Raw genomic sequence first — 25,995 nt, 5'->3', positions numbered from 1 at the left:
ACCCCGGAACGCCGCACACGGAACCAGAACACGGAACGACGAGGAACATGCGAACTCTCCGCCGTCGGCTGACAGCCGGCCTGCTGCTCACGCCTCTGCTGTCCGGCTGCTTCGCCTCCTCCGGCGGCGACGCGTCGTCCTCCGACGCCGCAGGCTCCGCCGACGGCGCACGTCTGCGAGTCGCTCTCGCCTTCGCTCCGACGGAGAACTACTCACCGTACGGCCAGGACGCCTTCACCCTGTCCCGGCTGGGCGTCTCCGAGGGACTGACCCGACTCGACGCCAACGGCACCGCGGCCCCCGCGCTCGCGGAGTCATGGAGCAGTGAGAACCACGGCAGGAGCTGGGTGTTCACCCTGCGGGACGCGGAGTTCCAGGACGGCGGGGCCGTCACCGCGCAGGCCGTCGCGACCGCCCTCGACGCCGCCGGCCGGGCCGACCCGGCCCCCTCCGCGATATCCGGCGTGCGGATCACCGCCGAGGCCGTGGGCACTGACCGGGTCCGCGTCAGCACCGGTGCACCCGATCCCGCGCTGCCGCTGCGGCTGTCCAACCCGTCCCTCGCGGTGTTCTCCCCGAAGGCGTACGCGAAGAAGGGCACGGTGGATGTGGTCGGTACCGCCACCGGCCCCTTCGAACTCACCAGCACCACCGGGGACACAGCGGCGAGCCTCGACCGCTTCGACGCCTACTGGGGTGGACGCGCCCAGGCATCCGGCATCGACGCGAGGTTCGTCTCCGACGGCACCGCCCGCGCCAACGCCCTGCGTACCGGAGACGTCGACATCGCCGAGGCGCTGCCCGTCGCCCAGCTCGCCTCCCTGGACAAGGACACCGTCAAGGAGGCCGACACCGCCCGCAACCTCAGCCTGCACCTGAACACCGCGTCCGGCGCCTTCACCGACGCGGGCCTGCGGGCCGCCGCCCGCGAGGCGATCGACACCTCCGTCATCGCCGAGGACGTGTACGAGGGACACGCCGAACCGGCCGAGGGACTCTACGGCCCCGCCCTCAACTGGGCGTCGGACAAGCGCGTCGCGCCGCCCGGACGGGCGAAGGCCACCGCACCCGGCGGCAGGAGCATCACCCTCGCCACCTACAACGACCGGCCCGAGCTGCCGGAGGCCGCCCAGGTGCTCCAGCAGCAGCTGCAGAAGGCCGGATTCACGGTGGAACTGGAGGTGCGCACGTACGCGCGCCTCGAAAGCGACCTGCTCGCCGGGAAGTTCGACGCTTCGATCGTCTCGCGCAACATGCTGCTCGACACCGGAGACCCGGTCACCGTCCTCGGCAGCGACTACACCTGCGGCGGCTCCTACAACATGTCGTTCCTGTGCGACAAGGACATCGGCGAGCTCGTCGCCGCCGCCCGGACCGAGAGCGACACCGCCGAACGGCAGGACGCCTCGATGGCGGTGGAGGCCGCCGTCCTCGGCACCGACGCGGTCGTTCCGCTGGTGCACCTGAAGGTCGCCACCGGCATCGGGACGTCCGTGCGGGGCGTGCCGCTCGACCCGTACGAGCGGACCCTCGTGGGAACGGGGACCCGGCGCTGAACACCTCGGACGCACCCCTGACCAGGGGCGCCGCCGCCCTGCGCGCCCTCGCGCGGGGCGGCGGTCCCACGCTGCTGTGGCGGGCCGCCCTCACGGCCGCCCTGGTGTGCGGGATCGGCCTGCTGCCGTGGCTGTCGCGCACCGACCCCGCGCTGACCGTACTCAAGGCCCGGTCGGCCGAACGCGACCCGACGCCCGAGACGCTGCGGGCCGTCCGGGACCAGCTCGGGCTGGACGACGGCCCGCTGCCGCTGCTGCGGCGGTGGCTCGACGGGCTGCTGCACGCGGACGCGGGCACGTCGTGGGTCTCCGGCACCGAGGTGCTGCCCGCCGCGGCGCAGGCCCTCGGTGTCTCCCTGCTGCTGATGGCCGGGGCCCTCGCCGTCGCCCTGGCCACGGCCGCCGCGGTGAGCGCCCGCACACTGTGGCTCGGCTCGCGGCGCCGCCTCGGCGACCGTGCGCCCGGTGGAACCGCGACGGCCGTGCTCGCCGCGCTGCCCGAGTTCCTCCTCGCGTCCGTACTGGCCTCGGTGATCGGAGTGCGGTTGGGCTGGCTGCCGGCGCTCGGCTGGTACGGGCCGCGGTGGACGGTACTGCCCGCGCTCGCCCTCGGGCTGCCCGCCGGGGCGGTCCTCGGGCGGCTGCTGGCCGATCTGCTGCCCGGCGCGTTCGCCGAGCCGTGGGCGCCGGCGGCCGCCGCACGGGGGGTCGGCCCGGCGTCCGTGGCCCGGCAGGCGCTCCGGCGGTGTGTGCCCGGACTGCTGCCCAACCTGGGGCTGTTCGTGGTCGGCCTGACCGGCGGATCGGTCGCCGTCGAGCAGATCTTCGACATCCCGGGCCTGGGCAGGCTCACCCTGCGGGCCGCCCTCGCCCAGGACCTGCCCGTGCTCCAGACCGGCACGCTCGCCCTGGTGCTCCTCGCGGCAGCCGCCGGACTCCTCGCCCGGCTCACGGCACGGTGGCTGATCGGGCCCGCGCTGCGCGGCGGCGCCCTGCACTCCCTGCACCGGTCCGGCCCGCCCACCGCCCGGCCCCTCCCCCTGCTGTACGGGGCGCTGCTCCTCGCGGTCATCGGCCTCGGCCTGCCGCGCGACCCGCTCGCCCTGCACCCCGGCGACAGGCTGCGGGCTCCGTCCGCCGCCCACCCCTTCGGCACCGACGCGCTCGGCCGGGACCTGCTGGCCCGCGTCGCGCACGGGGCTCTGAACACCCTGGCCCTGGCCCTCGCGGTGAGTGTGGCCGCACTCGTGGCCGGGGTGCTGCTGGGCCTGCTGCCCCGGCTGTCCGCCCCGCTGGCCGACACGGTCAACGCCGTACCGGCGGTGACGGCCGGTCTCCTCGTCACCGGCATCACGGGCAGGGGGCCCTGGACCCCGGCGCTCGCCGTGGCCGTCGTCGCCTGGACCCCGCTGGCCACCCACACCTCCGCCCTGCTGCGGCAGGAGCGAGCCACCTCCCACCTGGCCGCCACCCGGGCGCTCGGCGCCGGACGCCGGTACCTCCTCCGGCACGAGCTGCTGCCCGCCGTGCTGCCCCCGGTCACCCGGCACGCCCTGCTGCGACTGCCGGGTGTCGCCCTGTCCCTGGCCGCGCTCGGCTTCCTCGGCCTGGGCGCGCAGCCGCCGTCCCCCGAGTGGGGGCTGCTGCTCGCCGAGAACCAGCCGTACGCCGAACGCGCCCCCTGGGCGGTCCTCTTCCCGGCCGCGGTGCTCGCCCTGCTGGGCGCTCTCGCGGTGACCGCCGCGGGCGGCATACGGCTGCCCCGGCGGCCCAATCGGCGGCAGAGCCCCTCCGGCACAGCCGGCGAGGCCGTGCCCGCCCAGCTGCGGCCGCCGAACCGCCCGGACGCACTCCCTGCCCCCGCTCCGGCCTCACACCGGGTGACCTCATGACGGATCCCGCCCCCCGCCCCCCGGCCCGCCGGGCGGGCCACTCCCTCGGTGACGAGACACCCGGCGGCGGGACACCCGACGAGGGGGCACCCGCCGGCAGGACACCCGAAGGCGGGGCGCCGCCCGAGGCCCCACGCGAGCGCGTCCGGACGCTGTGGAGGGACCTCACACCGCTGCTGCGGCTGCTGATCCTGAGCCAGCTCGCCTTCAACGTCGGCTTCTACGCCGTCCTGCCGTTCCTCGCCGGGCACCTCGGCACCGCGCTCGGCATGGCGGGCTGGCTGGTCGGTCTCGTCCTCGGGCTGCGCACCTTCAGCCAGCAGGGGCTGTTCGTGGTCGGCGGCCGGCTCGTCGACCGGTACGGCGTACGCCCCGTCGTCCTCGTCGGCTGTGCCCTGCGCGTCGCCGGGTTCGCCTGGCTGGGGTACGCGCAGGCCACCTGGGCGGTGATCGGGGCGGTGCTGGTGATCGGTTTCGCCGCCGCGCTGTTCTCCCCGGCCGTGGAGTCCGAGGCGGCCCGCCAGGCCGTCGCACGGGAGAAGGAGGGGCACGGCTCCCGGACCCGGGTCCTGGCCCTGTTCAGCGTGGCGGGCCAGGCGGGCGCCTTCGTCGGCCCGCTGCTCGGCGGGCTGCTGCTCGCCGTGGACTTCCGCGCCGCCTGCCTCGCCGGAGCCGGGGTCTTCGTCGTGGTGCTGGCCGGGCACGTCCGGTTGCTGCCGCGCCACATCCCCGGCCGGCTTCCCGCCCAGGAGCGCGGCGGTGCGCGGGTGCTGCTGCGCGACCGCCGCTTCCTCGCCCTCTGCGGCGCCTACGGCGGCTACTTGCTGGCCTACAACCAGCTGTACCTCGCCCTGCCGGACGAGGTGCAGCGCGCGGCGGGCTCCCAGGCGCCCGTGTCCTGGCTGTTCGCCCTCTCCTCCCTGCTGGTCGTGTTCGCGCAGCTTCCGGTCAGCCGCTGGGCGGGCGACCGGCTCGGCCCGCGACGTTCCATGACGGCCGGGCTGCTGCTCGTCGCCGCCGGCTTCGCGGTCGTGGCCGTCGCACGCCGGGCCGACGGGACCGGAGTCGCCGGGCTGCTGCCCGCCGCCGGCTTCGTCGTCCTGCTCACCCTCGGCCAGATGCTCGTCGTGCCCGCGGCCCGCGCCTGGGTGCCCGACCTGGCCCCCGAGGGCCGGCTCGGCCTGTACACCGGTGCGCTGTCCTCCGTCTCCGGCCTGATCGTCCTCATCGGCGGCTCGGCCACCGGCTCTCTGCTCGACCTCGGCCTCCCGCCCGCCGTTCCCTGGCTTGTGCTCGCCATGGTTCCGGCGCTGGCGGTGGCGTTGGTTCCGCGGCGTCCGAGACGGACCGGGGGCACGGGCCGACCGGGCTGACGATCCGCCGGCCGGGCGGCCGGCGTCGGTCTGCCCGGGCGGACCAGCCGAGCGAACGGCCTGCCGCCGGACGTACGGGGAACCCCGGCGGTCGCACGGCCGGGGTTCCCCGAAGCGGTCCCTGTCGGTCAGCGGCCGCAACCGCTCACCGGAAGGGTCAGCGTCGCAGGGTGAGGACGCCCGGCCGCCACGGCAGCTGGTTGTAGTCGCCGCCCGCGTTGGGGTCCTTGCCCTGGTAGAGGAGCTGCAGGTTGCAGGGGTCGATGGTCATCGTCTGGTCGGGATTGTCGCGGACCAGGTCACCGTGGCTGATGTCGTTGGTCCAGGTGGCACCGCTGTTGGCCTTGCCCGCGAAGGGGTTGTTCTCACTGGCGGCCTGGGGGGTCCAGGAACCGCTCAGGCTGGAGGCCGTGAACGAGCGGAAGTAGCGTTGCTCGTTCGCGCCCCGAGCCTCGACGATCATGAGGTACTGGTTCTGGCCCTTCACCTTGTAGACCTGCGGCGCCTCGAACAGGTTCTTCGTCGTGTCGCTCATGACCGTCGTGTACGAGGAGCCGAAGTTGCCCGGGAAGTTCCCGATCGGCATGCTCGCCCGGTAGATCTTGCCGTTGTCACCGGCGAAGAACAGGTACATGTTCTGGCCGTCGGCGATCAGGGTCTGGTCGATCGGGCCGGTGCCGGAGCCGGAGATGCTCCCGGTGAACAGGGGCTGGGGGGAGGACCAGCCGTTGGGGTTGGTGGGGTCGCTCGACGTGCGGTAGATGAAGGGCCACGCGCCCCACTGGTACGCCAGCACCCAGATGTTCTTGGGGGCGAAGTAGAACAGCGTGGGCGCCACCGCGGCCTGGTTCATCCCGGTCTGGCCGGCCGACGCCATGTCCGACCAGTTCGTGAAGGGGCTGAACATCATCGAGCCGTACGAGGAGCCCGAGACGTTCGACGCGTAGACCAGGTGCTTGCCGTTGTGCGTCACGGTGGTGAAGTCCTTCACCGCGGCCCACCCGTTCGCCGGCCGCGCCAGCACGCCCGTGGACGTCCACCGGTAGGTCGAAGGAAGGGTGCACGTGCCGTCCGGCGGGGTCGGGTCCGCGGACAGGCCACTCCACTTCTGGCCGGTGCCGCCGTTGCACGTCCCGATCTGCACCGCTGTGCCGTTGGCCGTACCGCCGCCCGCGACCTCCAGGCACAGTCCGGACTCCACGCCGACGACCGTGCCGTCGGAGTTGACCCGCCACTGCTGGTTGGCGCCGCTGTGGCAGGTCCAGATCTGCACCCGGGTTCCCGGGGTGGTGGTGTGACCCGGGACATCCAGGCACTTGTTGCCGTACACGCTGAGCTGGTTGCCGTCCGTCAGTGTCCACTGCTGGTTGGTGCCGCCCCAGCAGTCGTAGATCTGCAGGAGGGTGCCGTCGCTCTGGCCGGCACCCACCACGTCGAGACACCGGTTCGAACCGGCGGCGCGCAAGGCGCCGGTGGTCGCCGCCTGAGCCGGGGCGGCGGCGAGCAGCGCCGCCAGCGCGGACAGGACCGCGACCGCGGCGGCGAGCACCGCAGACGGACGCCTGCGGATGAAACTTCCTCTGTGCATGGGCACTTCCTCAACCTTGAGTGGGCGGTTCCGGCCGGCCTGGTCAGAGGTCGTCCGGACGGTCGGTGCGGTGCGGCGTGCGACGGCCCGCGAGCCCCGCGCACCGGACCGGCGCGGCCCGAGAGCGCGACGGCAACATTGGCGAGAACATGACATTCACCTCTGCCACGACCCCCTCACGGCTCCGCGTCCCGGCGGTGCGACGGTCGCCCGTGGGGCACTGAGGCGACTCGACGTGTTCTGGATATCGAACGACAGTCGAAGTGTCGAGCAAGCTGAATGATAGGGAACGGGTGGACAGCGTCAATACCTCTCGCATGCGTCGCCGGTGAATTCGAAACATTCGACAATGCGACCCGCAACGGTCCGCCAACTCATGGTATATGGCGAGGATTCCCGGTCGGCGCGACGACACCATCCACTGAGGGCACGAGGGCCAGCCCGACAAGCCCTCGCGGCTCCGAATGTTTCGACCAATCGGCAGAAACTTTTTCTGCGGAAGTATTGACGATGCATCATCAACACCTCAATCATTCCTGCCTGAGGAACCGGCCGTGGTTCGAGACTCCGAACCCCTCGGCTCTGAGAAATCCGCACTGCACGGCACCCCGGCCCCCCGGCGGATTCCGTGGGACGCCGCACTCCCCTGCGCCGTCCACTGCGCCGGAGTCCGTCCGTGATTTCTACCTTGGAGGCACAGTGATGGGCTCGTATGCCCTCGCCAGACCCGTTGTCCGGCGGAAGATCCGCGGCCTGCTGCTGGCGCTGGTCGTCGGCGCCCTCGGCGTGGTCACCGTACTGGTGGCGCCGCCGAGAGCACACGCCGCGGAGAGCACACTCGGCGCAGCAGCGGCGCAGAGCGGCCGCTACTTCGGCACCGCCATCGCCTCGGGCAGGCTGGGCGACTCGGCGTACACGACGATCGCGGCCCGTGAGTTCAACATGGTGACGGCCGAGAACGAGATGAAGATCGACGCCACCGAACCCCAGCGGGGCCAGTTCAACTTCAGCTCCGCCGATCGCGTCTACAACTGGGCGGTGCAGAACGGCAAGCAGGTGCGCGGCCACACCCTGGCCTGGCACTCCCAGCAGCCCGGCTGGATGCAGAACCTCAGCGGCAGCCAGCTGCGCCAGGCGATGATCGACCACATCAACGGCGTGATGGCCCACTACCGCGGCAAGATCGTCCAGTGGGACGTCGTGAACGAGGCCTTCGCCGACGGCGGTTCGGGAGGCCGGCGCGACTCCAACCTGCAGCGCACCGGCAACGACTGGATCGAGGTCGCCTTCCGCACCGCGCGCGCCGCCGACCCGGCCGCCAAACTCTGCTACAACGACTACAACATCGAGAACTGGACCTGGGCCAAGACGCAGGGCGTCTACTCCATGGTCCGGGACTTCAAGCAGCGCGGCGTGCCGATCGACTGCGTCGGCTTCCAGTCGCACTTCAACAGCGGCAGCCCCTACAACAGCAACTTCCGCACCACCCTGCAGAACTTCGCCGCCCTCGGCGTCGACGTGGCCATCACCGAACTCGACATCCAGGGCGCCTCGCCCACGACCTACGCCAACGTGACCAACGACTGCCTGGCCGTCTCGCGCTGCCTGGGCATCACCGTCTGGGGCGTGCGCGACACCGACTCGTGGCGCTCGGGGGACACCCCGCTGCTGTTCAACGGCAACGGCAGCAAGAAGCCCGCCTACACCTCCGTCCTCAACGCTCTCAACGGCGGCTCCACCACGCCCCCGCCCTCCGGGGACGGCGGACAGATCAAGGGGGTCGGTTCCGGCCGCTGCCTGGACGTCCCCGGGACCTCCACCGCCGACGGCACCCAGGTCCAGCTGTGGGACTGCAACAGCGGCACCAACCAGCAGTGGACCTACACCGACGCGGGCGAGCTCAGGGTCTACGGCAACAAGTGCCTGGACGCCGCCGGCACCGGCAACGGCGCCAAGGTCCAGATCTACAGCTGCTGGGGCGGCGACAACCAGAAGTGGCGCCTCAACTCCGACGGTTCCATCGTCGGCGTCCAGTCGGGCCTCTGCCTCGACGCCGCCGGGGCCGGCACCGCCAACGGCACCCTGATCCAGCTCTACTCCTGCTGGAACGGCAGCAACCAGCACTGGACCCGCACCTGACGCGCCGTCGCCGGCCGAGGACGGCCGGAGTCGTTCGTCCGTAGGTCCGTGCAGCGCTCGGCCGGGGTGTCCCGGCCGAGCGTTCCGCGCCGTCCAGTGCTCAGGTGCGCGGGACAGGCCGCGGCGACCGGCTCACTCCTCGGGTCCGCCCCCGCCCGCTCCGGGCCGGGGCGGGCCGAACCACGTGGTGAGGGCGGTCCGGAGGGCGGCGGTGTCGGGCGCGCGGTCCGCGTCGGCCGCCCAGGCCACATGGCCGTCGGGGCGAACGAGCACGGCGGCGGGTGCGGGGATCTCCCCGTGGGAGGCGACGGCCCAGTGCTCCTCCTCGCACCACGCCTCGACGACGTCGACGCGGTCGGTCCAGTCCTGGGCGGCAGCGGCCAGGCCGGCGCCGCCGCCGCGCAGGTCGAGCAGGACGGGACGGGCGGCGTGCAGCAGCTCGTACACCCTGGTGGCACCGCCGAGGGCTTTGAGGCCGGCGTCCGGTACCCGGCGGCCCGACAGGGGGTGACGGCCACCGACCGGGTACCGGATGTCCAGGGCGGTGAGCATGTTCCGCAGCCGCCGGTTGACGTCGTCGAACACCAGCAGCGAGGCGAACACCTCGCGCAGCGCGTCGGTCTGGGCGCCGGGGCGGGTCAGGGCCGCCTGCGCCCGGGTGTTCTGCAGGACCCGCTCCCCCACGGGATGACGCTCGGCGTGGTAGGTGTCCAGCAGGCCGGCCGGGGCCCGGCCGTGCACCACCGAGGCGAGTTTCCAGCCGAGGTTGACCGCGTCCTGCACCCCGGTGTTCAGGCCCTGCCCGCCGGCCGGGAAGTGGATGTGCGCCGCGTCGCCCGCGAGCAGCACCCGGCCTTCCCGGTAGCGGGCCGCCTGCCGCGCGGCGTCCCCGAACCGGGAGACCCACCGCGGGTTGCGCATCCCGTAGTCGGTGCCCGCCAGCTTGATCAGGGACTGCCGGAGCTGCTCGAAGGTGGCGGGTTCGTCGCGGTCCGCGACACGGTCGTAGTCGGACGTGATGACCCGGTGCCAACCCGGCTCGAAGGGGATCGCCGAGTACTCGCCCGTCTCGCAGCGCCGCGCCCACACGTACTCCTCGGGCAGGTCCGGGAGTTCGACGTCGCCGATCAGCGCGGTCATCGTCGCCGGGGTGCCGGGGAAGGCGATGCCCGCGAGCTTGCGCACCGCGCTGCGGCCGCCGTCGCAGCCCACCAGATAGCGGGCGCGCAGCGGTACGGAATCCGCCCCGGGGGTGCGCAGCCCGACGGAGACGCCGTCCTCGTCCTGGCGCATCTCGGCCACCTCCGCCGACCAGCGCACCCGTGCGCCGAGGTCTGCGGCCCACTCCTCCAGCAGCCGCTCGACCGCGGACTGAAGGATCATCAGCGGAAGCGGATGCCGGGATTCCAGGCCGTCGAAGTCCAGCATGAGCCCGGAGAAGTGGCCGACGGGTGTCAGGTCGCCGGCCGCTTCGAAGCGGTCCAGGACGCCGCGCTGGTCCAGCACTTCCAGGGTGCGGCAGTGCATCCCGCCGGCCCGGGACTCCCCGGTGCGCCGCGCGAGCCGGTCGACCACCGTCACGTCGACGCCCGCCAGGCGCAGTTCGCAGGCGAGCATCAGGCCCGTCGGCCCGGCGCCCGCGATCACCACGTCCGTGTCCCTGCCGGTGTGTCCCACGCCGCCTCCCCCTGCCGCTCGCATGCCCTCCGACGTCCGCGGAGCACCACCACGGTCACGGAAGCCGATCAGGCGGTCAAGACGATGCCGGGCCGCGCGGGGTGCGCGGCCACCGGACGTTCGCCTCCCCCTTCCGCTGCGCGTCACGGACCCGGCCTCCGGCTCGTCCGCTGTCCCGTCGGCGGGACGGGACCGCGACGGCCGGGGTGACCGCGGGAGCGTTGCCGGGGTGGGGTGAGGTGTGTTCTCGTGGTGCCGTTCACCGGGAGGGAAGGTCGCCACGGTCGGCCGAACCACCCGTATCCCCTCCGCCGTCGGGCGTCCGCGCCGCCGGAAGCACCGGGCCCGCGGCCAGGTCCGAGCGCACAGGGCTGCTTGGCCGTCGGCCGACGCGTCCCGGCCGCGCACCGCGTCACCCGGCGCCCCACCGCCTTCCGGCCACACCCGGGACAGCGTCCAGTCCCCTCCGGACGGGACGGCGAGCACGGGGCCCGACGCCGCCGAGGCCGGCCGGACGCCGGCGCACACCGCTCGTTTCCCCACCCCGCCCGCGGCGCCTGCCCCGTCCGGAGCCCGCCCGGGGATGCGGCGCACGAGCACCGCACAGCCGATCACGAACGACTCCCAGGAGCACGCATGACGATCCGCAACCGCCTGAAGACCGGCGCGGTCGCTCTGGCGGCGGCCACCGCGCTGCTGGCCACCGCCTTCACGGCGCCCGCCGGGGCCTCGCAGAAGACCCCCGCTCCGGTGGCGGGCCACGAGGCCACGCAACGAGCGATGGACGCGGCTGTGGCGGCCGGTGTCCCCGGCGTCACCGCCCAGGCGCGGCGCGACGGCCGCGTGTGGTCCTCGGCAGCGGGCGTCGGCGACCTGCGCACAGGTGCCCCGCGCAGGAGGAACGACCGGTTCCGCGTCGGCAGCATCACCGACACGTTCGTGGCGACCGTCCTGCTGCAGATGGAGGCGGAGAAACGGCTCCGTCTCGACGACGCCGTCGAGCGCCACCTGCCCGGTCTGGTGCGGGGCAACGGCAACGACGGCCGCCGCATCACCGTGCGGCAGCTCCTCAACCACACCAGCGGGCTGTTCGACTACCTCGCCGACGAGGAGTACGTCGCGACGTACATGACGGGTGAGGGGTTCCTCCGGCACCGCTACGACACCGTGACCCCTGAGCAGCGGGTGCGGGTGGCGCTCGCCCACCGGCCGCCGTTCCAGCCCGGTGAGCGGCACTGGTTCTCGCACACCAACGACGTCCTGGCCGCGCTGATCGTCGAGAAGGTCGGCGGCAGGCCGTACGAGGAGGAGGTGCGCGCGCGGATCATCCGTCCGCTGGGTCTGAGGGCGACGTCCCACGCCGGCGACGGTGTGGGCCTGCCACGGCCGAGCAGCCGCGGCTACGCCCGGCTCTTCCCCTCGGCTCCGGACCGGGTCGACGACGTCACCGAGATGAACGGCTCCCAGGGCTGGGGCGACGGCGACATCATCTCCAGTGCCCGTGACGTGAACCGGTTCTTCCGGGCCCTGATGAGCGGCAGGCTGCTGCCGCCGCGGCAGCTGAAGGAGATGCGGACCACCGTCGACAACCCGGACTTCCCCGGCTCGTCCTACGGGCTCGGCATCGAACGGTTCACGACGAGCTGCGGCACCCCGTTCTGGTACCACGACGGCGGCATGCCGGGGTGGATCACCCTGGCGGCCACCACCCAGGACGGCAGCCACCAGATCACCGTCAACTACAACAGCAGTTGGGGAGCCGAGACGGTGCTGCCGATCCTGGAGGCCGAGTACTGCTAGGACCTCCGCGACCGCACCGGGCCGTTCCCGCCGCTCCCGTGAGCGGCGGGAATTGCGGTTCCGTCTCGCCTTTCTCCGGTGGGACTCATCGAAGACGACCTCGGAAATGCGCCGCCCGCGTCATGTGCGCGCATATCCGTAAGCAGCGGACCTGTTTCGGAAAACCGACACGGAGGAGTGTGATGTCCGGGTGTTCGTTCCCAGTCACTATCGCGAACCGGACGGTTCCTGGATAGCCGACCTGATCCGCCGGAACCCCCTGGCACTGGCGGTGACCAACGGGAGTCCGCAGGAGGGCCCCTTCGCCACGCACCTCCCCGTGATCCCGGACCCCGGGACCACCGGCGAGTGGCCCGACGACCTGGTGGGCGCCACGCTGCTCGGACACATGAACCGGGCCAACCCGCACTGGCGGGCGCTGAACACCGGGGACGTCGTGCTGCTGGCCTTCACGGGTCCGCACGCGTACGTCTCCCCGACGGTGTACGGGACGTCACCGGCCGCGCCGACCTGGAACTTCACCTCGGCCCATGTGCGGGGCGTGGTGGAGAAGATCGGCTCCGTGGAGGAGACGCTCGGCGTCGTGCGCGCCACGGCGCTGTCCTTCGAGGAGCGCTTCGGGGCCGGCTGGGACCAGTCGGAGTCGATCGACTACTTCCGGAGCATCGTCTCCGGGGTCGGCGCGTTCCGGATCTCGGTGACGGGCGCCCAGGGCATGTTCAAACTGAGTCAGGAGCAGCCCGCCGAGGTGCGGGAGCGCGTACGGGAGTCCTTCGGCGGACGCGCGTGCACCCGGCACCGGGAGACGGCCGAGCTGATGAGCAGGCTGCCCCGCTCCGCGACCTGAGGCACCCCGGGCGGGGACGCGGGACACCCGGCGGGTGCCCCGCGTCCCGCCGCGCCCGGGGGCCGCTCCGGTCGGAGCCCGCCCCCCCCGGCCGCTTCCGCCGCGCTAGCGGGTGCGCAGCTCGAGCGTGCAGCACTTGACGCTGCCGCCCGCCTTCAGCATCTCGCTCAGGTCGGCTCCGACCGGCGTGTAGCCGCGCTCGCGCAACTGCGCCGCGAGCCCGGCGGCCTGGCGCGGCAGCACGACGTTGCGGCCGTCCGACAGCGCGTTGAGGCCGAACACGGCGGCGTCGGCCTCGCCGGCCAGGACCGCGTCGGGGAAGCGCTCGGCCAGCAGTGCACGGCTCTCGGCGGAGAACGCCGCCGGGTAGTACATGACCTGCCCGTCGCCGAGCACGGCGAGTGCCGTGTCGAGGTGATACCAGCGGGGGTCGACCAGGGTCAGGCTCACCACGGGACGGCCGAAGAACTCGCGCACCTCGTCGTGCGCCCGGGGGTCGGACCGGAAGCCGGTCCCCGCCAGGATCTCGTCCCCTGCGAAGAGGAAGTCCCCTTCCCCCTCGTTGACGTGCTCGGCCTGACGGACCTCGGACCAGTCGCCGCGGCCGAACCAGTCCAGGTACGCCTGGGCCTCGTCGGTGCGCTGCGGGTGCCGGAACCGGGCGACGAGGACCTTGCCGTCGACGACCGTGGCGCCGTTCGCCGCGAACACCATGTCGGGCAGTCCGGGCACCGGGTCGATGAGTTCCACCTGGTGGCCGAGGCCGACGAACGTGTCGTGCAGCCGTTTCCACTGACCGAGGCCGGTCTCGGTCGACGTGGGTCTGCCGGGATCCATCCACGGATTGATCGAGTACGTGACGTCGAAGTGCGTGGGGCGGCACATCAGATAACGGCGCGGCGACGCGGCAGGGACGCTGCCGGCGGAGATCTTCGGAGGCCTGTGCGACATTTCGCTCCCGTCTTTCCTGCAGCAATGGCTGACATAGTGAAGCAGTACCGGACGGGCGTGAGGTGCACGATCGCCATCGAATGCGGTGACGCCTGATGAACACGCTCGGACGTGCCACTCACTTCTGTGTTCTCCGTGTGTGTCCCTTTCTCCGGGAAACACCTCCGCCCCGTCCGCGGGAGGACGGGGCGGGGTCGCGCACATCGCGGGACGGCAGGCGCACCGGGCGGGAATTCCGCTGTCCCGCCGACGGGACAGCGCGGGGGTCCGGTCCGGGGGCCCGGGTCCGCTCAGTCCAGGGACAGGCTCCGGCCGGGGTCCTCCAGGAGACGGCTGGCGGCGGCGTCGAGCGTGGCCATCACCCATTCCTCCAGCTCGGTGCCCGCCTGCGCCGCCGCCCTGTGCCACCACTGGAGCCGGTTGTCGGGCACGGCGAGCCGACGTGTCGCCGCCGCGACGTCCGGCTGCGCCGAGCCGCTCTCGCGTTCGCTGCGGATGGCGTTGCGGAGCTGCTTGGTGCTCCACCGCATTCGCTCGGCGCGGTCCAGCCAGGACTCCTGCTCCTCTACGGGCAGCGAGGCCAGCTCCGCGTGGTGCTGGAAACTGAGGGCGGGGCGCCGCCGGTCCAGCTCGAACCGCCGGGAGACCCAGGCGTAGTTGCGCAGCGTCTGGTACTGGAGGCCGGCGGCGCGGATGCCGCGCTCGTAGCGGTCGGCGTAGTGGGCCTTCCCGTACACGAGCCAGTCACCGAGCCACCAGGACGAGGAGTTGAGCAGCCCGGAGAGCTGGCGTCCGGCGTGTTCCCACTCCTCGAAGGCGAGTCCGACGGGGATGTGCAGCCCCACCTTCGTGGTGAGTACCTGCTCGCGCCGGTTCTCCGTCCCCCTGCTTCTGCGGGCGCGCGGCGCGGGTCCCGCGGGTCCCGCGGGTCTACCGAAGATAACCGTCTTGGGTTCTGAGCATTCTTCGACTTGATTGGTCATGATGCCCCCGTGTCGACGTGCTGGTACACAGACTGATCTCGCGCCATTGCCTCCTCGGCACAGAGGCAATCACGTGGTTCGTGGCACGTTTACGAAGAACCTCGGCCCGCGTCCCGCCATTGAACGGTGACGACCTGAACAAATCGAGAATTGACCGGTATTCAGTGCCGGCGGGTGGGCCACCTGCTGCGGCCTTGAGTAGATCCCAGCGGCGGCACCACTTCAAGGATCTTGGCGCCATCGAGTACTACTTTGCGGAGTTCGAACGCTCACTTGACACCGCAGCGCGGGCCTGCGATGGGTGGTACCGGGACAGGCGGCACGCCGAGGGGCGGCCAACACCCTGGTTTACAAAGGAGTTTCATCGTAAATCGTCTGATTCGGGGGCCACGGGCCGGGTGCTCCGCGTCCGCTCCCCGCCGCCTGTGCCCGGCGGGCCGTGGGCGGGTGTGCCGGCGCGGGACCGACCGCACGACGCGCGGACGCACCGGTTCACGCCACCTCGGTGACGGCACTCTGCGCCACCCGAGGCGCCAGATCAAGCCACCTGACTCAACAGTGGCGTCACTGTGAAGCGCGTCCTACACTCAACCTCCACACGGTCAGGAGAACTCGGGGGGAGTTGTCGCGGAATGGAAACGGCCCCACCGCAGTCGTCGTCGCTTTCGCGCCACGCGACGGACACCGCCGATTCACATTCAGCGTTGGATTCACCTTCAGCGTTGGAGCACTTCAGCGGGACGATCTTCAAGAGCTTACGCCGGATCGATCAACGCAAGTGCGCCCACGCGTATCTGAGCGGATTACTCGCCACACCGGGCAAGAAGACGTTACGCAGGATTGCCGCCGGAATTTCCCGCGATCCGTCCGTGGTGCAGTCGCTGCGCCAGTTCGTCAGCCTCAGCCCATGGGGCTTCGACGACGTGATGGAGGAGATCACCCGCTGGGTGGCGCACCGGCGCCCCAGGACCGTGTGGTCCATCGGCCGGGTGGTGCTGCCCAAACGGGGTGACAAGTCGGTGGGCGTCCATCGCCGCTTCGACCTGCATTCCAGCCGTACGCTCAACTGCCAGCTGGGGCTCGGCTCCTTCCTCCACGTGGACGCGGCGCAGGTCCCCGTCGACTGGTGCCTGTACCTGCCGAGGGCCTGGACGCAGGACTCCGCCCGGCGCAGGGACGCGCGCATCCCGGACTCCGAGCAGTACCTGCCGATGTGGGCGCACGCGCTCCGGCTGGTCGACCGGCTGTCGGCCCGCCTGGGCTCCCCGTCCTCCGTCGTCCTCGCCGACATGAGCCACGATCCCGACGTGGGGTACCTGGTGCGCGGGCTGGCCATGCGGCGCCGGGACGTCGTCGTCGCGGTGCCGCCGCAGCTGGCCGTGCTCCCCGTCGGGGAGGCCTCCCCGGCACCGGTCAGTGCGCGGAGCCTGGTCCACGCGCAGCAGGCGGAGGGCGACGTCACCGCACAGGCCGACGGGCAGCAGCGCTCGGCCGTCCCGCACTGCGCGCTGGTCCACCTGCCGGGCAGCTTCCCGGGACACTCGCCCGGCCCTCCCTACCGGCTCTTCACGGACGGGGGCGCCGCCGGTGCGCCGGGCCGGCTGTGGCTCACCAGTCTCGTGCACGACTCCCCGGGCGCGGTCGCCGCCATGACCGCGCTGACCGGTGGCACGACGGCCGTGGTCGACGCGCTGCGAGAGGACTTCGGGCTGCTGGACTTCGCGGGGCGCTCCTTTCCCGGCTGGTACCACCACATGGCCCTGATCTCCGCCGCCTACACCTTCCGCAGTCTGCACGGTGCCGTCGCACCGCAGCACCGCGGCCCGGCGCTGCGGCTGCCGTAGCGGCACCTGGGCCGTCGCCCGGTCACCCCGGGCGCCGGTCCCGGGTGCGGCGCCACCCCTCGTCTTGACGACCGAGCCGCCGGTGGTGCCGTCCTCGCCGGCGTCGTACGAGATGAACGGAGAGGCGGTGGCGGCGACCAACACCATGATGACGTCATGTGCCGCCGTTTCCAGCGCCATATTGCGCCATCATGACACCCGTCAGGCAGTATCGAGACGCCAGCAGGATGTGCCGGTAGCACGGCTACGACCGCCGGAAGAACGGGGGACCTCGACACCTCCGACAGGCCGACACCCGGCAGAGCGCCCTCGTGCACGTCGGCGCGGCTTGCCGTGGAGCCAAACAGATGCCACTATGACGCCATCGCCATCGTCGTACGCACGGCCGGTGGCGCCCCGCTCGCGGGCCCCGGGGAGAAAATCCCCCGGTCTCCGGGGCCCGCGTCTCAGGCGTCCTCCACGACGTTCCTGACAGGCCGCAGCGCGTCTCTCAGACCCGCCAGCAGCGCGGGCTCCTGGGCCCGGAGATAGAAGTGCCCGCCGGGCAGCACCTGGAGCCGGAACGCGCCGTCGGTGACGTCCGCCCAGCCGCGCATCTGCCGCGGGGTCACTTCGGAGTCGGCGTCGCCGGTGTAGGCGTACACCGGGCAGTCCAGCGCGGGGCGGTGGCCGCCGGCGTACTCGTCCACCATCCGGTAGTCCGCGCGGACCGCGGGGAGCAGGATCTCCCGCAGCTCCGGCTCCGCGAAGATCGCGGCCCGGCTCTCGTCGAAGCGCACGATCCCTTCGATGATCTCCTCGTCCGTGCCGGACAAGCGGCGTCTGCCGTCCAGCAGGTGCGGCGGGCGCCGGCCGGACACGCACAGGGCGGCCGGCGGGCGCCCCCGCTTGTCGAGGCGCACCGCCACCTCGTGGGCCACCGAGGCGCCCATGCTGTGGCCGAACAGCACCAGCCGATGCCGCGACAGGCCGTCGAGTGCCTCGGCGATCTCGTCCGCGAGGGCTTCCAGCCCCGGCGGGAAGGGATCGCCGAGCCGGTCCTCACGGCCCGGGTACCGGACGGCCAGCACACCGACGTCCGACGGCAACCGGGCGGGCCAGCCGCCGTACGCACTCGCCCACCCGCCGGCGTGCGGGAAGCAGACGAGCTTCGTCGCACACCCGTCGTCGTCGTGGAAGCGGCGTATCCACCGCTCTTCGGCCAGGCCGCTCATCGTGTTCCCCTCGTCGGACGGGCGTTCAGTGGAGGTCGCCACCGACCTCGGCGGGGACGGCGACCGGCCTTCCGGTGATCCGCCCGGCCCTGCCGGCGACGATCGAATCGGCGATCTCCCCGCTGCGGACGGCGATGTTCGACAACAGCGAGGAGGTCAGACCGTGGCTGTGCTCGGTGCCGCCCTGGAGATAGATCCCGCAGCGCAGCTCCGGCCCGGTCACGACACGGTAGTCCCGCTCGACGCGGTAGCGGCCCGCGCCGTCGCGCAGGCAGTACCGGTCGAGTTCGCCCAGCAGGCCGGTGGGTTCCATGCCGTTGTAGCCCGTCGCGCAGACCAGCGCGTCGCAGTCGAGTTCGCGCACCTCGGCGTCGGGGCCCACCTGGAGCGAGACGCGGGTCTCGGCACCCACCCGCTTGACGCCGGTGACGCGCGTCAGGTTCATGAACTGCAGCCGCCTGGTGCCGCGGACCTCGTCGTCGTAGGCCCTGCGGTACAGGTCCCGGATCACCTCGTCGTCGACGACCGAGTAGTTGGTGTTGCGGTGGTAGCGCCAGAACGCCTCGCGGGTCTGGTCGGTGCCGAAGTAGTAGTCGTCGACGGCGCCGGGGTCGAAGATCTGGTTGGCGAAGGGCGTGTCGTCCGCGACGGAGTACCCGTAGGAGGGGATCACCGAGTACACCTCGGCCTGCGGCAGCTCGTCGTAGAGGAACCGGGTGATCTCGGCGGCGCTCTGCCCCGCCCCGACAACCGCCACCCGCCGCAGCGCCGACGGGTCCATCCGGCGGTACTTCTCCAGGAACTCGGAGCTGTGCCATACCCGTTCGTCGCGCTCGGTGCCCTCGGGCATGCTCGGGACCAGGCCGGTGGAGACCACCACGTTCCGTGCCTCGACCACGCGCCCGCCCCGGTGAGCCCCGCCCGCGATCTCCAGCCGCAGGCGGTCCCCCTCCGGGACGTCACCCGTGACGAGCCGCAGCGACGTCACCTCCGAGCCGTACAGGACACGGTCGGCGACCCGGGCCTGCGCCCACTCCAGGTACTGGTGGAACTCCTCCCGGGTGGGGAAGAAGTCCTGGTTGTTGACGAACTGCGGAAGCCGCCCCGACGCGTGCAGGAACGCGATGAAGGAGTAACTCGACGTCGGGTTGCGGAAGGTGACCAGGTCCTTCAGGAAGGAGATCTGCATGGTCGCCGACGGCAGCAGCATGTTGCGGTGCCAGCCGAAGGAGGACTGCCGCTCCAGGAACAGGGCGCTGACCTCCCCCTCCCGACCACTCGTCCAGTGTTCCCGCAGGGCGATGGCGAGCGACAGGTTGGACGGGCCGAACCCGATGCCGACCACGTCGTAGATATCCGGTTCACGCTGACTCATAGAGGATTCTCCCGCTGGCATGGCTGCGCGATGCGCCGTCCGCATCGTCGACGGGTGATCTTCCGCCCCAGAAGGACCGGCACGGGGGCGGGCTGTGGTGTCCCTCGGTCGCGCCGCCGACCCGAAACGGCATGAGGGGTCCTTCACGTGCGCCGGACTCGGCCGGCGTGTGTCCCGTCGGCGGGACACCGAGGTCGTCCGCCCCCATTGTCCCGGGCCGGACGGGGATGGGGAATGGCCGGCGGCCCGCCGCACCCGTGCGCCCACCGCCGCGGCGGGCGGCCGGGCCGCCGGCGAACCACCCGCGCACTCACAGGACCCGGCCGTCCCGGGTCCGCCTGCGCAGTGCGGGCCGGCTCGACGGAGCCACGTCCCCCCACAGGTCCGACAGGCCGGCGATGGTGCGGGCCGCGAACAGCTTGCGGATCGACACCTCCTGGTTCAGCTCGGCACGGATCAGGCCGACCAGCCGGATCGCCCGCAGCGAGTTGCCGCCGATGTCGAAGAAGTCGTCGTCGATCCCGACCCGTTCCACCTCCAGCACGTCGGCGAACGCGCCGGCCAGGATCCGCTCGGTGTCGTTGCGCGGCGCCCGGTAGGAGTCGTCGTCGGGCACCGGGTCCGGCAGGGCCGCCCGGTCCGGTCGCCCGTCCGCCGTGACCGGCAGGCGATCCAGCACCACGAACACCGACGGCACCATCGCCTCCGGCAGCCGCCCGGTGGCGAACGCCCGGAGCTCCCCGACCGACAGTACGGCCGAACCGCCAGGGGCGACGTACGCCACCAGCCTTTGCTGCCCCGCCTCGTCCCGCGTGACCTGCGCGACGACCGCGGCGACCCCGGGGTACTCGGACAGGGCCTCCTCGACCTCGGCCGGTTCGATCCGGAAACCGCGCACGTCCGCCGGGGCGCCGGCCCGTCCGACGTATCCCACCCGCCCCTCCTCGTCCCGGCGCACCCGCGCCCCCGTCCGGTACATGCGCGTGCCGGGCGGGCCGAACGGGCAGGGCACGAACTGCGTGGCCGTGAGCCCCGGCCGTCCCGGACGGCCGCGCGCCACACCGGGTCCGGCCAGGTACAGCTCCCCCGTGACGCCGGGCGGAACCGGCACCAGCCCCGGTCCGAGGACGTGCAGTGCGGTGTGGTCCACCGGACGGCCGAGGAGGCCCGCCGGGCCGTCGGAGGCGTCCCCGGCCGGGCGGTGGCGCACGGCGAACGCGGTCGCCTCCGTCGGCCCGTGCACGTCGACGACCGTCAGCCCGGGGCAGGCCTCCCGCACGCGCCGCACCGCGGCGGGGAAGACGCGCTCCCCTCCGGTCCACACCTCGCGCAGCCCGGCGAGACGTTCGGGACGGTCGGCCGCGACCGCCGAGAACTCGTCGGCACTCAGACGGACGGTGGTGATCCCGAAGGTCTCCCGCAGCGCGGGCAGGGTGTCGGCGTCCAGGTCCCCCGGCGGGGCCAGGACGATCCGGCCTCCGCCCAGCAGCGGCACCCAGACGTCGAGGGCGAGCGCGCCGGCGGTGGGCGGGGCGTGCCACAGCACGGTCCCGTCGGCGCCCTCGCGCCAGTGGCGGTCCATGACGAACCGCTCCATGTTCCGGTGCGTCACGGCGACGTCGGTCACCGCACCGTCGGGCCCCGGGCCGGGCAGCACGGCCAGCAGCTGGTCCGCACGCGGCGGCGGCGAAGGAGTGTCCGTCCCGGCGTCGTCCGCCTCGGCGCACAGCTCCTCCACGATCAGGACCGGAACGTCCGGGTCCGCGGGCAGGGCCGCGGCGGTCGCGGCGTCGGTGAGCAGGAAGCCCGGCACGGCCCCGGTGCTCCCCCGGAGCGGGGTCGCAGGGCCGGTCGGCAGGTAGGCGCCGCCGGCCCGCACCACGCCGAGCAGGGCGACCACCAGCTCCACCGACCGAGGGACCGCCACCGCCACGACCGTCTCGGGTCCGACGTGCCGGCGGCGCAGCGCCCGGGCCAGACGGCCGGACCGTTCGGCGAGTTCGCCGTACGACACCGCGGTCTCCCCGGACACCAGCGCGACGGCGTCGGGGGCGTCGGCGGCCCGGCGGGCGAACAGTTCGGGAACCGTCAGGCCCGGCAGCGGCGCGCCGGTGTCCTCCGTCGCCGCCGCCCGGTGCCGTTCGGCGCCGCGCAACAGGTCCAGGGCGCCGACCGGCGTCTGCGCGGGGGCGGCCAGCACGGCCCGGACGTGGTCGAGCAGGTCCTCGCCGACGGCGCGCAGCTCGGCGCGGGAGTACAGGCCCGCCGGGGCGTCGAGCCGCAGGAACAGGTCGCCGTCGGGGGTGCCGTCGGTGCAGAAGCCGATCGACAGTTCGTCGAAGGTCCCGGTGGTCGCGGAGAAGTACCGCGCCGGGTGGCCGCCGAAGCGCAGCCGCTCCACGAAGTCGACGACGTTCAGCACCGCCCCGAAGCTGCCCCGTCCGGTCAGGACGGTGCCGCACGCGCGCTGGATGTCGGAGTAGTGGCAGCCGGTCTGCCCGAAGACCTCGTACGTCTCGTCGACCACCGCGTCGGCGACGCGGGCGAACGGCGCGCCCAGCGGGACGCTCATCCGCAACGGCACCACGTTGACCGCCAGACCGGGCGTCCGGCCCGCCGCCCCGGTCCGGTTGCCCACGGCCAGCGACAGCAGGAACTCGGGGCGCTCGCAGCGGTGGCGGAGGTAGACCGCGGCGGCCGCGGTCAGCAGCGAGGACATCCATACGCCCAGGGACTTGGCGGTCTGCGTCCATGTGTCCGCCTCGGCCCGCGGGACGGTCAGGGTCCGGCTCACCATGCCGATGGCCCCGGCCACCTCCGACCAGCGGTCGGCCCCGCTCAGCGGCTCGGAGAGCAGGGCGCGCCGCGCGTCGGACAGGGCCACGCCGGGCACCTGTGCGGGTGGGGGCGCGTCCGCCAGGTGGTCGCGCCAGAACTCGGCGTCCTCGGCGGCCTTGCCGGAGGCGGTGTACTCCTCGGCCAGGGCCGCGTAGGAGGCGGCGTCCCACGGCTGCGGGGGCTGCGGCACCGGCGCGCCGGCCAGCAGCGCGGTGTACACCTCGGCGATGCGGCGCGACAGCAGGCCGCCGGCGCCGTAGCCGTCCGAGACGAGGTGGTGGTAGGAGATCACCACCAGGGAGCGGGCCGGGGCGAGGACGACCACGCCCAGGCGGAGCAGCAGGTCCCGCTCCAGGTCGTAGGGCCGGCTCACCATCCGGGCCAGTGCTTCGCGCGCGGCCTGCTCGGGGTCGGGCTCGCCGCTCAGGTCGAGGTGGAACGGGCGCCAGTCGCCCAGCTCCCGGGGCACCATGCGCAGGCCGCCGCCGTCGTCGTCCACGAAGGTGACGCGCAGGACCTCCGCCTCGTCCAGCACGCGCAGCATCGCCGCTTCCATGACCGCGGCGTCGAGTTCACCGTCCACCTCCCACATGGACAGCGCGTGATTGAGCATGTCGGGCGACATCTTCTGCGCCAGCCACATGCCTTTGTGCGCGGAAGACGCACCGAACGAACGCACTCGGATCAACCCCTCGGCTACTGCCCTGGAACGGATGGAACGGGGACGCGGCCGGGCTCGCGGTGGTCCGCGGGCGGGCGACGCGCCCGCCGCCCGGCCGGATTCACGCGGGGCCGCCTTCGGCCATCGCGGACACGATGTGCCGGGCGACGAGTCTCGGGGACGGGTACCGCAGCAGCAGGTTCGCCCTCAGTCTGAGCCCCGTCGTCGCGGCGAGGCGCTTGCTCAGTTCGACCGAGAGCAGCGAGTCGAACCCGACCTGCCGGAACTCCGCGTCGGGGTCCAGGGCGTCGGCCGAGGCGTGCCCGAGGACGGCGGCGGCCCGGTCGAGGACGTGCCCGAGGACGATCGCCTCCGCTTCGGCCCCGGGCCGGCCGGCGAGCAGGTCCGGCAGGGAGACCGGACTGCCGTCGTCGGGGGCGGGATCCGTCGGCAGCTCCACCGCCACGGCCGTGTGCGAGGAGCTCAGCCAGTACCGCTGCCGCTCGAAGGCGTAGGTCGGGAGGTCCACACGCTGCCGCGTTCCGAGCAGGGCCTCCCAGTCCACGGAGCCGCCGCGGGTGTGCAGTTGGGCCAGCGAGTCCAGGACCGCGTCGGTCTCCGACCGGTCCCGCCGGGAGGAGGACAGGACCACCGCGCCGTCCAGGTCCTCGACCATCTCCTGCACCGGATACGTCAGCACGGGGTGCGGGCTCATCTCGACGAACACCCGGAACCCGTCCTCGGCCAGCTGCCGCACGGACGTCTCGAAGCGGACGCGCTCGCGCAGGTTGGCGTACCAGTAGGCGGCGTTCAGCTCCGCGGTGTCGGTCCTCCGGCCGTGCAGGGTGGAGTAGAAGGGCAGCGCCGACGACTTCGGGCGCACGCCGGCGAGCCGGCCGAGCACCTGGTCGCGGACCCGGGCCACCTGGGGCGAGTGGGAGGCGTAGTCCACCGCTATGCGCCGGGCCTGGACGCCTTCGGCGGTCATCTTCTCGACGAATTCGTCGAGGGCGTCCGGTTCGCCGGAGACCACCACCGAGCGGGGCCCGTTGACGACGGCGACGCTCACCCGGTCGCCCCAGGGGGCCAGGCGTGCCTGGACGAGCTCCGCGGACTCCGTGACGGACGCCATGCCGCCGTGGCCCACGAGACCGGTCAGGGCGCGGCTGCGCAGGGCCACGACCCGGGCGGCGTCGCGCAGCGACAGCGCACCGCAGACGTGGGCGGCGGCGATCTCGCCCTGGCTGTGTCCGACCACCGCGGCCGGTTCGACGCCCCAGGACCGCCACAGGGCGGCCAGGGACACCATCACCGAGAACAGCGCCGGCTGCACCACGTCCACCCGGTCCAGCGTGGGCGCCCCTTCGGCGCCGTGCACCACGTCGAGCAGCGACCAGTCGGTCCATTCGGCCAGGGCGCCGGCGCACGCGTCGAGGGCGTGCGCGAACGCCGGGAAGGTGCCGTACAGCTGACGGCCCATCCCGGCCCACTGCGAGCCCTGGCCGGGGAACATGAAGGCGATGCCGCCGAGGTCCGCCGCGGCCACACCGCGCACCACGCCGGCGCGGTCCGTGCCGTCGCGCAGCGAGGCCAGGCCGCTCAGCAGCTCCTCCCGGTCGCGGCCGAGGACGACCGCGCGGTGCCCGAAGCGCGACCTGCCGGTCGCCAGCGACCAGGCGGTGTCGGCGAGGTCCGGGTCCGGACGGGCGGCGGCGAAGTCGTGCAGCCGGCCCGCCTGCCGTGCCAGGGCGGCCGCGTCCCGGCCGGAGACGATCCACGGCACGAGGCCGCCGGCCACGACCGGGACCGGACCGCCTCGCCGCGGCGGCTCCGGCGAGAGCTCCTGCGGCTCCTCCAGCACGACGTGGGCGTTGGTGCCGCTGACGCCGAACGACGACACGCCGGCCCGCCGCGGGCCGTCCGGCCGGGGCCACGCGCGTCCCTCCTCCAACAGCCGGACCGCCCCGGACGACCAGTCCACGTGCCGCGAGGGCGTGTCCACGTGCAGGGTCTTGGGCAGCCAGCCGTGCCGCATGGCCAGCACGGCCTTGATGACGCCGCCGACCCCGGCGGCCGCCTGGGCGTGCCCGATGTTGGACTTCAGGGAGCCGAGCCACAGCGGCCGGTCGTCCTCCCGGTCCTGCCCGTAGGTCGCCAGCAGGGCGCCCGCCTCGATGGGGTCGCCCAGGACGGTCCCGGTGCCGTGCGCCTCGACCAGGTCGACCTGCGCGGCGGAGACCCGCGCGTTCGCCAGGGCCGTGCGGATCACCTGCTCCTGGGCGCGGCCGTTGGGGGCGGTCAGCCCGTTGCTGGCACCGTCCTGGTTCACCGCGCTGCCGCGCAGGACGGCCAGCACGGTACGGCCGTTGCGCCGGGCGTCGGACAGCCGCTCCAGCAGCAGCACGCCGGCCCCCTCCGCCCAGCCGGTGCCGTCGGCCCCGTCCGCGAAGGCCCGGCACCGCCCGGTGGGGGACAGCGCCCGCTGTCGGGAGAACTCCACGAACAGCGCCGGGGTCGGCATCATGGACGCCCCGCCCGCCAGCGCGAGCGAGCACTCCCCCGAACGCAGCGACTGCGCGGCCATGTGCAGGGCCACCAGCGACGAGGAGCACGCCGTGTCGAGGGACACCGCCGGGCCGGTCAGGCCCAGCTGGTACGCGACCCGGCCGGAGGCGACGCTCAGCGCGCTGCCGTACAGCAGGTGGCCCTCCAGCTCGCCGTGGTGCGCCTCCAGGAAGCGCCATCCGTACTCGGAGGAGCTGACGCCGGTGAAGACGCCGACGTCGGTGCCGCGCACGTCGGCGGGGACGATACCGGCCCGTTCGAAGGCCTCCCAGGAGGTCTGCAGCAGCAGCCGGTGGTGCGGGTCGACGGTCAGCGCCTCGCGCGGGCTGATGCCGAAGAACCCCGCGTCGAAGTCCGCCACGTCGTCGAGGAATCCCCCCTGGCGCGTGCAGGAGCGGCCGACGGCGGCGGGGTCCGGGTCGTAGACGTCGCGCCAGCCCCGGTCGTCCGGGAACTCGTCCACGGCGTCGACACCGTTCCGCACCAGGTCCCACAGGTCTTCGGGCGAGGAGACGCCTCCCGGGTAACGGCACGCCATCGCGACCACGGCGATCGGCTCGGCGTGCCGGGCCTTCAGCGCCTCGTTCTCCTGGCGGAGGCGGTCGCGTTCCTCCAGCAGCGAGCGCAGCGCGCGCTGCACCCGGTCGGCGCCGTCCGGTCCCGCCACGCCGGTCGCGGCGGTCGCGGCGCGG

General features: G+C 73.0%; 15 protein-coding genes. 7 read left to right on the top strand and 8 right to left on the bottom strand.

From position 1 onward, the window contains the following. The first annotated feature begins 47 nt into the window (after window positions 1–47). The 3 genes from AC3ET3_RS28110 (at window position 48) to AC3ET3_RS28100 (ending at window position 4,821) form a co-directional block, all read left to right on the top strand. On the top strand, window positions 48–1,556 hold the full coding sequence (locus tag AC3ET3_RS28110) for an ABC transporter substrate-binding protein (protein ID WP_435613098.1): 1,509 nt from the start codon (window positions 48–50) through the stop codon (window positions 1,554–1,556). A gap of 104 nt (window positions 1,557–1,660) precedes the next feature. Beyond that, the gene (locus AC3ET3_RS28105; protein WP_432137797.1) at window positions 1,661–3,448 is read left to right on the top strand and encodes an ABC transporter permease subunit; all 1,788 of its coding nucleotides are present in this window, start codon (window positions 1,661–1,663) and stop codon (window positions 3,446–3,448) included. Further along, the gene (locus AC3ET3_RS28100; protein ID WP_435613097.1) at window positions 3,445–4,821 is read left to right on the top strand and encodes an MDR family MFS transporter; all 1,377 of its coding nucleotides are present in this window, start codon (window positions 3,445–3,447) and stop codon (window positions 4,819–4,821) included. Before AC3ET3_RS28105 ends, AC3ET3_RS28100 begins: the two co-directional genes overlap by 4 nt. 157 nt (window positions 4,822–4,978) lie before the next feature. On the opposite strand, the gene AC3ET3_RS28095 is transcribed toward AC3ET3_RS28100, so the two are convergent. Beyond that, the gene (locus AC3ET3_RS28095; protein WP_432137799.1) at window positions 4,979–6,409 is read right to left on the bottom strand and encodes a non-reducing end alpha-L-arabinofuranosidase family hydrolase; all 1,431 of its coding nucleotides are present in this window, start codon (window positions 6,407–6,409) and stop codon (window positions 4,979–4,981) included. A 702-nt stretch (window positions 6,410–7,111) separates the two neighbouring features. On the opposite strand from AC3ET3_RS28095, the gene AC3ET3_RS28090 reads away from it, so the two are divergent. After that, window positions 7,112–8,548, top strand: a complete 1,437-nt coding sequence (locus AC3ET3_RS28090; protein ID WP_432137800.1) for an endo-1,4-beta-xylanase — start codon at window positions 7,112–7,114, stop codon at window positions 8,546–8,548. Between the two features lie 132 nt (window positions 8,549–8,680). Here AC3ET3_RS28090 and AC3ET3_RS28085 read toward each other — a convergent pair whose 3' ends face one another. Continuing rightward, complete coding sequence (locus AC3ET3_RS28085) at window positions 8,681–10,249, bottom strand: FAD-dependent monooxygenase (protein ID WP_432137821.1); 1,569 nt, start codon at window positions 10,247–10,249, stop codon at window positions 8,681–8,683. A 612-nt stretch (window positions 10,250–10,861) separates the two neighbouring features. On the opposite strand from AC3ET3_RS28085, the gene AC3ET3_RS28080 reads away from it, so the two are divergent. Beyond that, window positions 10,862–12,025 carry a serine hydrolase domain-containing protein gene (locus AC3ET3_RS28080; protein ID WP_432137801.1) on the top strand — a complete coding sequence of 388 codons (1,164 nt, stop codon included), beginning with the start codon at window positions 10,862–10,864 and terminating at the stop codon, window positions 12,023–12,025. Between the two features lie 190 nt (window positions 12,026–12,215). Further along, window positions 12,216–12,872 (top strand): FMN-binding negative transcriptional regulator, encoded by a 657-nt coding sequence (locus AC3ET3_RS28075; RefSeq protein WP_432137802.1) that lies wholly within the window; start codon window positions 12,216–12,218, stop codon window positions 12,870–12,872. 105 nt (window positions 12,873–12,977) lie between these two features. Here AC3ET3_RS28075 and ddaH read toward each other — a convergent pair whose 3' ends face one another. Together ddaH and AC3ET3_RS28065 are read right to left on the bottom strand one after the other, a co-directional pair. After that, a complete protein-coding gene (gene ddaH / locus AC3ET3_RS28070) occupies window positions 12,978–13,823 on the bottom strand; it encodes a dimethylargininase (RefSeq protein WP_432137803.1) in 846 nt (281 codons plus the stop codon). A gap of 290 nt (window positions 13,824–14,113) precedes the next feature. Next, on the bottom strand, window positions 14,114–14,668 hold the full coding sequence (locus AC3ET3_RS28065) for an LmbU family transcriptional regulator (RefSeq protein WP_432137804.1): 555 nt from the start codon (window positions 14,666–14,668) through the stop codon (window positions 14,114–14,116). A gap of 770 nt (window positions 14,669–15,438) precedes the next feature. Between AC3ET3_RS28065 and AC3ET3_RS28060 the strand changes: the two genes are divergently transcribed. Continuing rightward, window positions 15,439–16,650 (top strand): IS701 family transposase, encoded by a 1,212-nt coding sequence (locus tag AC3ET3_RS28060; RefSeq protein WP_432137805.1) that lies wholly within the window; start codon window positions 15,439–15,441, stop codon window positions 16,648–16,650. 446 nt (window positions 16,651–17,096) lie between these two features. Here the strand turns inward: AC3ET3_RS28060 and AC3ET3_RS28055 are convergent, their stop codons facing one another. From AC3ET3_RS28055 to AC3ET3_RS28040, 4 genes are all read right to left on the bottom strand, one after another. Beyond that, window positions 17,097–17,864, bottom strand: a complete 768-nt coding sequence (locus AC3ET3_RS28055) for a thioesterase II family protein (RefSeq protein ID WP_432137806.1) — start codon at window positions 17,862–17,864, stop codon at window positions 17,097–17,099. 25 nt (window positions 17,865–17,889) lie between these two features. After that, window positions 17,890–19,239, bottom strand: coding sequence for a lysine N(6)-hydroxylase/L-ornithine N(5)-oxygenase family protein (locus AC3ET3_RS28050; RefSeq protein ID WP_435613096.1), 1,350 nt, complete (start codon window positions 19,237–19,239; stop codon window positions 17,890–17,892). Between the two features lie 310 nt (window positions 19,240–19,549). Further along, window positions 19,550–22,756 carry an AMP-binding protein gene (locus AC3ET3_RS28045; RefSeq protein ID WP_435613095.1) on the bottom strand — a complete coding sequence of 1,069 codons (3,207 nt, stop codon included), beginning with the start codon at window positions 22,754–22,756 and terminating at the stop codon, window positions 19,550–19,552. A gap of 103 nt (window positions 22,757–22,859) precedes the next feature. Then, window positions 22,860–25,943: a type I polyketide synthase gene (locus AC3ET3_RS28040; protein ID WP_435613108.1), complete on the bottom strand. Its 3,084-nt coding sequence runs from the start codon at window positions 25,941–25,943 to the stop codon at window positions 22,860–22,862. Window positions 25,944–25,995 lie beyond the last annotated feature (52 nt).

It is taken from the genome of Streptomyces sp. bgisy159 (genome assembly GCF_057707805.1).
The sequence above is the reverse complement of the archived record's forward strand: the minus strand, read 5'-3'. Positions and strand labels throughout refer to the sequence as shown.